The sequence below is a fragment of the Streptomyces pseudogriseolus genome (assembly GCA_002154585.1).
Classification (GTDB): domain Bacteria; phylum Actinomycetota; class Actinomycetes; order Streptomycetales; family Streptomycetaceae; genus Streptomyces; species Streptomyces pseudogriseolus.
This window is the reverse complement of the sequence record MUNG01000319.1, coordinates 1-7,529: the sequence shown is the minus strand read 5'-3', so window position 1 is coordinate 7,529 and position 7,529 is coordinate 1. Positions and strand designations below refer to the sequence as shown.

The following is a 7,529-nucleotide window of genomic DNA, read 5'->3' as shown; positions in this document are numbered from 1 at the left end:
ACCACGCTCGGCCGCGGCGGCTCCGACACCACCGCCGTCGCCCTCGCCGCCGCGCTCGACGCCGAGGTGTGCGAGATCTACACGGACGTCGACGGCGTGTTCACCGCCGACCCGCGCGTGGTGAAGAAGGCCAGGAAGATCGACTGGATCTCGTTCGAGGACATGCTCGAACTGGCCGCCTCCGGCTCCAAGGTGCTGCTCCACCGCTGCGTGGAGTACGCCCGCCGGTACGACATCCCGATCCACGTCCGCTCGTCCTTCAGCGGACTGCAGGGCACGTGGGTCAGCAGCGACCCGATCGAGCAAGGGGACAAGCAGGTGGAGCAGGCTCTCATCTCCGGTGTCGCACACGACACCTCCGAGGCCAAGATCACGGTCGTCGGCGTGCCCGACAAGCCCGGCGAGGCCGCGTCGATCTTCCGCACCATCGCGGACGCCGAGATCAACATCGACATGGTCGTGCAGAACGTCTCCGCCGCGTCCACCGGCCTGACCGACATCTCCTTCACCCTGCCGAAGGCCGAGGGCCGCAAGGCCATCGACGCCCTGGAGAAGAACAAGGGCGCCATCGGCTTCGACTCCCTGCGCTACGACGACCAGATCGGCAAGATCTCCCTGGTCGGCGCCGGTATGAAGACCAACCCCGGGGTCACCGCCGACTTCTTCACCGCGCTCAGCGACGCCGGTGTGAACATCGAGCTGATCTCGACCTCCGAGATCCGCATCTCGGTCGTCACCCGCAAGGACGACGTGCCGGAGGCCGTGCGCGCCGTGCACACCGCCTTCGGTCTCGACTCCGACAGCGACGAGGCCGTGGTCTACGGAGGCACCGGCCGCTGATGACCGGTACCGCCGGACCCGGCCGTTCCGGGCGGCCGACGCTCGCGGTCGTGGGAGCGACCGGGGCCGTCGGCACGGTCATGCTCCAGATCCTGTCCCAGCGCGCGGACATCTGGGGCGAGATCCGACTGATCGCCTCCCCGCGCTCGGCCGGCCGCAAGCTGGCCGTGCGCGGCGAGGAGACCGAGGTGGTGGCGCTCACCGAGGAGGCCTTCGACGGGGTCGACGTCGCCATGTTCGACGTGCCCGACGAGGTCTCCGCCGAGTGGGCGCCCGTCGCCGCCGCGCGCGGCGCGGTCGTCGTCGACAACTCCGGCGCCTTCCGCATGGACCCGGACGTCCCCCTGGTCGTTCCCGAGGTCAACCCGCACGCCGTACGCAACCGCCCGCGCGGCATCGTCGCCAACCCGAACTGCACCACCCTGTCGATGATCGTCGCGCTGGGCGCGCTGCACGCCGAGTTCGGGCTGCGCGAGCTGGTCGTCTCGTCGTACCAGGCGGTCAGCGGCGCGGGTCAGGCCGGCGTGCGGACACTGCGCGAGCAGCTGTCGCTGGTGGCCGGCACGGAGCTGGGGACGAACCCCGGCGACGTACGGCGGGCCGTGGGCGACAACACCGGACCGTTCCCGGAGCCGGTCGCGCTGAACGTCGTGCCGTGGGCCGGCTCGCTGCGCGAGGACGGCTGGTCGTCGGAGGAGATGAAGGTGCGGGACGAGTCCCGCAAGATCCTCGGCCTGCCCGCCCTCCCGGTCGCGGTCACCTGCGTGCGCGTCCCCGTGGTCACCGTGCACTCCCTCACCGTGCACGCCCGCTTCGAGGGCGAGGTCACCGTCGACAAGGCGCGCGAGATCCTCGCGACCGCCCCCGGCGTCGTCCTCTTCGACAACCCGGCCGCCGGGGAGTTCCCGACCCCCGCCGACGTCGTCGGCACCGACCCCACCTGGGTGGGCCGGGTGCGCCGCGCCCTGGACGACCCCACGGCGCTGGAGCTGTTCGTGTGCGGCGACAACCTGCGCAAGGGCGCCGCGCTGAACACCGCGCAGATCGCCGAGCTGGTGGCGGCGGAGCGCGGCTAAAAGGTCTGGATCATCGAGCATTCATTTGTAGGATCTGTGAGGGAGTTGTGAGGCGGACCCGTCGGTCCGAACCACTTGAACATGCAACTTCCTGGGCCGAGGATTGCAGACGAGGTTTCACCTCCCCGCCAGCCGCAACCGAGCGGAGGGCGGGGAGCGTCTTTGCGGTCACCCTCTCCGGGGCGTGGGGACGCTGCTTCCCAGACGTGGGGACGTCTGGAGCCGGGCGTGGGGACGTCCGGTCATAGGAAACACAGGGGAAGAGCGGGACGCATGAGGGCATTCGAGGTGCTGTCGGTGGTGCTGCCTGACGCGGGTGGGCGGTGGACGGTACCGGTCGGCGCACACGTGACGCCCGGCACGTACAACCCTTACGGGGAGAAGCGTGTCCAACTGGCGTGGCAGAGGTTCTCGACTTCACAGCGCCCCGCGGCACGGCCCTCCGGCCGCCCCGCGGCACGCTCCGGCCCCGCGTGGCCGGTGCGTCCGGTGGCATGCCGGTGATCGCGCCCATGCCCGCAGCGCGTCCCGCCCGCATCCCCGGTCAGCGCGACAGCGCCGACGACACGGTGGCCGCCGGCACCACCGTCGACCACCTCACCGAGACCTACCGCGCGCACTACCGCTCGCTGCTGGGACTCGCGGCGCTCCTCCTCGACGACACGGCCTCCTGCGAGGACGTCGTCCAGGAGGCGTTCATCCGCGTCCACTCCGCCCGCAAACGCGTCCGCGACCCGGAGAAGACCCTGGCCTACCTGCGCCAGACGGTCGTCAACCTGTCCCGTTCCGCGCTGCGCCGCCGCATCCTCGGCCTGAAGCTGCTGTCCAAGCCGATGCCCGACATGGCGAGCGCGGAGGAAGGCGCGTACGACCAGCTCGAACGCGACTCCCTCATCAAGGCGATGAAGAACCTCCAGCGCCGCCAGCGCGAGGTGCTGGTGCTGCGCTACTTCGCGGACATGACGGAGGCCCAGGTCGCCGAGACGCTCGGCATCTCGCTCGGCTCGGTCAAGGCGTACGGCTCACGCGGCATCGCCGCGCTGCGGCTGGCCATGGAGGCGTCGTCATGAGCGACGCCCAGGACGCGCGGAACCCGCGCCCGGAGGAGCCGCGCGAGCCGGAGGGCTCGCGGGAGGCCTCCGGGGGCGCGGCGGACGGCGCGGCGGGACCGGGCGTCGGTGGTGACGGCGACGGCCGGCCCGCGGACGGCGCCGACGACGACCGGCGACCGGCCGGATCCGGACGGGAGCCGCGCGCGGCGGGGGAGGATGGCCCCGACTCCGAGTCCGACTCCGGCACGGGGGAGCACTCCGCCGAGGACGGGGTGGACCCCGCGCCGGAGCCGAAGGCGAAGGGCGCTGGGTTGAAGCTCGTACCGGAGCCCGACGCGAACCGGAAACCGGCGACGGAGCCTCAGCCGGCGACGGAACCGGAGCCGGAAGCGGCGGCGACGGAGCCCGACGCCGGGAACCGTCCGGAGCCCCTGCGGCATCCGGACCACGGGGGCGTGTCCGAAGTGGACGGGCTCGCGCGGCTGCGCGCGCTCGTGACACCGCACGGGCAGAACCCGACACATACGCACGCTGGGAACGGAACTGTGAACGACGGCCGGGACGAACAGAGCCTCGAAGGGCTCGACTCGGACGAGCTGCATCTGCGCACCCTTCTGCACCAGGCCGTCCAGGACGTGGAGCCGAGCGACGGCACCCTGGACTACCTGCGCCGGGCGGTCCCCGCCCGCCGCGCGCGCAAACGCCAGGCACTCGTCGGCGCGGCGGCGGCCGTGCTCTTCCTCGGCACGGCCGTCCCCGCGGCGGTGCACGTCTCCACCACCTCCGGATCGGACGCCAACCCCTCCGCCGTCGGCCACGCGTCGCAGGCCCAGGGCGGCACCGGCGAGGGCAAGGACCCCGGTAACGGCGAGACCACGGCCGGCGGCGCCTCCGACCAGGTCGGCGGCGACAAGAAGGACCCGGCCGAGGAGGGCGACAAGGCCGGTGCGAGCAGCGGCACGAGCACGGGCGCCTCCGAGGGCGGCGAACCCTCGGCCGGCACCACGACGGACGCTCCCGTCTGTACCGCTGCCCAGCTCGGCCCGGCCATCGCGACCAGCGCCGCCCCGGACACGGCGGGCGCGGTCTACGGCTCCTTCCGGGTCACCAACGTCTCCGGCGCGAGCTGCGTGGTCGACAACGCGGGCACCGTGAGCGTGACCCCGCAGGGCACGGCCGACGCGGCGAAGATCGGCACGGCTCGGCATGTCGCGGGCGACGCGGCGGCCGCCCTGCCCGACCCGTCGCTGGAGGCGGCGACCGTGGTCCTGGAGCCGGGCGGCGCGTACGAGGTGCGGTTCGCCTGGGTGCCCTCGGAGACCTGTCCGGTCCCCGGCGACACCACGGGCGGCGGCACCGGCGGCCCCTCGGCGGACCCGACCCCGACCGAGGAGCCGACGAACACGACCGGCGCGTCCACGGGAACCGGCTCCGGCACCGGCACGACGACGCAACTGCTGCGCGAGGACGGCGGCACCGAGGGCAGCGTGGCGGTGACCTACACCGCGGCCACGGGCTCCGGCTCGGCCACCGCGACGGTCACCAACGCCTGCGCGGGGACGGTCTACTGGACAGGGCTGCTGGCCCAGGTCTGACCGCCGGGAAGACGGCGGCCGCGTGGATGCCATGTGCGGGCGGAAGCACACGGATGACGCGCTTCCACCCACCCGGGGACCGAAGGAAGACCGGTCAGTTGTGCACGCGGCTGGGCTCGCGGTTCGAAGCGGCCTCTGCCTCCGCCTCCGCCTCTGCCTCGTCCGGCAGGATGCCCAGCTCCGCGTCGCGTGCGAGCTCCACCTCGCGGCGGAACAGCCGGAACCACATGAAGATCACGAAGCCGACGAAGGCGAACCACTCGGCGGTGTAGCCGAGGTTCTGGAACGCCTTCAGGTCGAGGCCGGTGCCGCCGGGCGCGGACGCGGGGACCGCGCGCATGCCCGAGTCGCCGCGGTTCAGCGTGACCCAGGCGTCGTAGACGTCGTACGGGACGAGGTTGATGAGGGACGCGGCGCTGATCGCGGCGGTCTGGCCCTCCGGCAGGCCGCTGCGGGCGCTGACGCCGTTGCTGCCCGGGGTCTCGGACGCCTGGAGCGCTCCGGTGACGGTGACCTCGCCGGCGGGCGGGGCGGGCGCCTTCGCCGGGTCGGGCTCGCCGGGCAGCCAGCCGCGTACGACGGGCAGCGCGCGGCCGGTGTCGGTGCGCAGCAGGGTCAGGACGTAGTAGCCGTCCTTGTCGTCCAGCGTGCGGCCGGGGACGAGAAGCTGGGTGTCGTACCGGCCGGTCGCGGTGGCCTGCTTGCCGGACGTGGCCTTGGTCACGGGCAGCAGGCCGTCCAGCGGCCGGGGCTGCTCCTTCTTGGCGTCGGCGACCTGCGCCTCGGCCTGGCGGTGATTGTCCACGCGGTCCTCGAACCGGCCCAGCTGCCAGGACCCCATGAACACGCAGAACGGGATCGAGAGCAGCAGGAAGACGTTGATCGCCCACCAGCGGGGGGTCAGCAGAAACCGGTACACGCCCTCAACGGTACGGGCCCGCGGACGGTTCCCGTCCCGCGGGGGTCGCCCGCGCGGCGGGCCGGCGCGAGTGCCTGGTGGCGGGTGGCGCGCGGTGCGTTCGTCACATTGTGTGAGAGGTCCGGTGGAAGTTCCGGACGAAGTTGTCCACAGGCTGGGGACCGAGGACGCGCGATGCCCGTCCGGACGGGCAGTATGGGGTCATGACTGAGAGCAACGGGTCCGACGCGCCGGACCGGGCGGACCACCAGACCGAGCGAGTGCAGCAGACCGGGGAGATGCCGGACTGGGAGAAGCGCTTCCGCGCGCCCCGGGTGTCCCTCCCCGACTGGGCGGAGGACGCCCCCGACCGTTCCCTGTTCGTGTCGAACGCGACAGGGACGTACGAGCTGTACGCCTGGGACCGGGCGACCGGTGAGCAGCGCCAGGTGACGGACCGGGCGAACGGCACGACGGACGGGGTGCTCTCGCCGGACGGCGAGTGGATCTGGTGGTTCGACGACAAGGACGGCGACGAGTTCGGCGTCTGGCGCCGGCAGCGGTTCTCCGGCGGGGAGGACGAGCTGGCCGCCCCGGGCCTGGACCCCTCGTACCCGGCGGGCCTCGCGCTCGGCCGTGACGGCCGCACGGCGGTCGTCGGCCGCTCCACCGACGAGGACGGTACGACGATCCACCTGGTGCGCACGGGCGAGGCGCCGGTGGAGCTGTACCGGCACCGCGAGTCGGCGGGCGTCGGCGACCTCTCGCACGACGGCTCGCTGATCGCCGTGGAGCACACGGAGCACGGGGACGCGATGCACTCCGCGCTGCGGGTGATGCGCCCCGACGGCTCGACGGTCGCCGAGCTGGACGACACCCGCGGCGGCACGGAGGAGCTGGGCCTGGAGGTGCTGGGCTTCGCGCCCGTGGCCGGCGACACCCGGCTGCTCATCGGCCACCAGAGGCGCGGCCGCTGGGAGCCCCTGGTGTGGGACGTGGCGACGGGCGAGGAGACCGACCTGGAGCTGGACCTCCCCGGCGACGTGAGCGCCGAGTGGTACCCGGACGGCAGCGCCCTGCTCATCGCCCACGGCTTCGAGGCGCGCGGCGAGCTCTTCCGCTACGACCTCGCCGGGCGCCGGCTGGAGAAGATCCCCACGCCGCGCGGCGCGGTCTCCGGTGCGACGGCCCGGCCCGACGGCAGCGTGGAGTACCTGTGGTCGTCGGCCGCGCAGCCGCCGGCGGTCCGCTCCACGTCCGGCGGCGTGGTCCTGGACCCGCCCGGCATGAAGTCGCCCGGGTCGGTGCCGGTGGAGGACGTGTGGGTGGAGGGCCCGGGAGGCCGCATCCACGCGCTCGTGCAGAAGCCGGCCGGCGCGACCGGCCCGCTGCCGACCGTCTTCGACATCCACGGCGGCCCCACGTGGCACGACAGCGACTCCTTCGCGGCCGGCCCGGCCGCCTGGGTCGACCACGGCTACGCGGTGGTCCGCGTCAACTACCGCGGCTCCACCGGGTACGGCCGCGCCTGGACGGACGCCCTGAAGCACCGGGTGGGCCTGATCGAGCTGGAGGACATCGCGGCGGTCCGTGAGTGGGCCATCACCTCCGGCCTGTCCGACCCCGGCCGGCTGATCCTCACCGGCGGCTCCTGGGGCGGCTATCTGACGCTGCTGGGCCTCGGCACGCAGCCGGACCACTGGGCGCTGGGCATCGCGGCGGTCCCGGTCGCCGACTACGTCACGGCGTACCACGACGAGATGGAAGCGCTGAAGGCCATGGACCGCACCCTGCTGGGCGGCACGCCCGAGGAGGTCCCCGAGCGCTTCGAGGCGTCGTCCCCGATCACCTACGTCGACCAGGTCAAGGCCCCGGTCTACATCTCGGCGGGGGTGAACGACCCGCGCTGCCCGATCCAGCAGATCGAGAACTACGTGAAGCGGCTGGAGTCCCGCGCCGCGGTCCACGAGGTCTACCGCTACGACGCGGGCCACGGCTCGCTGGTGGTCGACGAACGGATCAAGCAGATCCGCCTGGAGCTGGATTTCGCGGCGCGGGACTCCAGCCG

The 7,529-nt window shown here is 73.0% G+C and carries 6 protein-coding genes; 5 read left to right on the top strand and 1 reads right to left on the bottom strand.

All coding sequences use genetic code 11. The features are described from left to right. From CCN29_RS25425 to CCN29_RS25410, 4 genes are all read left to right on the top strand, one after another. A partial coding sequence (locus CCN29_RS25425) for an aspartate kinase (RefSeq protein ID WP_086684696.1) occupies positions 1 to 840 on the top strand: 840 nt, incomplete at its 5' end. Further along, positions 840 to 1,916 (top strand): aspartate-semialdehyde dehydrogenase, encoded by a 1,077-nt coding sequence (locus CCN29_RS25420; RefSeq protein ID WP_031024351.1) that lies wholly within the window; start codon positions 840 to 842, stop codon positions 1,914 to 1,916. The genes CCN29_RS25425 and CCN29_RS25420, both read left to right, overlap by 1 nt. Positions 1,917 to 2,410: 494 nt before the next feature. Continuing rightward, a complete protein-coding gene (locus tag CCN29_RS25415) occupies positions 2,411 to 2,986 on the top strand; it encodes a SigE family RNA polymerase sigma factor (protein ID WP_031024353.1) in 576 nt (191 codons plus the stop codon). Then, a complete protein-coding gene (locus CCN29_RS25410) occupies positions 2,983 to 4,563 on the top strand; it encodes a hypothetical protein (protein WP_086684693.1) in 1,581 nt (526 codons plus the stop codon). The genes CCN29_RS25415 and CCN29_RS25410 overlap by 4 nt, the downstream gene beginning before the upstream one ends. A 94-nt stretch (positions 4,564 to 4,657) precedes the next feature. Here CCN29_RS25410 and CCN29_RS25405 read toward each other — a convergent pair whose 3' ends face one another. Next, entirely contained in the window at positions 4,658 to 5,482 is an 825-nt protein-coding gene (locus CCN29_RS25405; RefSeq protein ID WP_086684691.1) for an SURF1 family protein, read from the bottom strand. A 203-nt stretch (positions 5,483 to 5,685) separates the two neighbouring features. Here CCN29_RS25405 and CCN29_RS25400 point away from each other — a divergent pair. Then, on the top strand, positions 5,686 to 7,529 hold a 1,844-nt coding region (locus tag CCN29_RS25400), incomplete at its 3' end, for a S9 family peptidase (RefSeq protein ID WP_107481734.1).

Coding starts and splice junctions, on each gene's coding strand:
- CCN29_RS25410 (WP_086684693.1), top strand. CDS start 2,983: ATGAGCGACGCCCAGGACGCGCGGAACCCGCGCCCGGAGGAGCCGCGC.
- CCN29_RS25420 (WP_031024351.1), top strand. CDS start 840: ATGACCGGTACCGCCGGACCCGGCCGTTCCGGGCGGCCGACGCTCGCG.
- CCN29_RS25415 (WP_031024353.1), top strand. CDS start 2,411: ATGCCGGTGATCGCGCCCATGCCCGCAGCGCGTCCCGCCCGCATCCCC.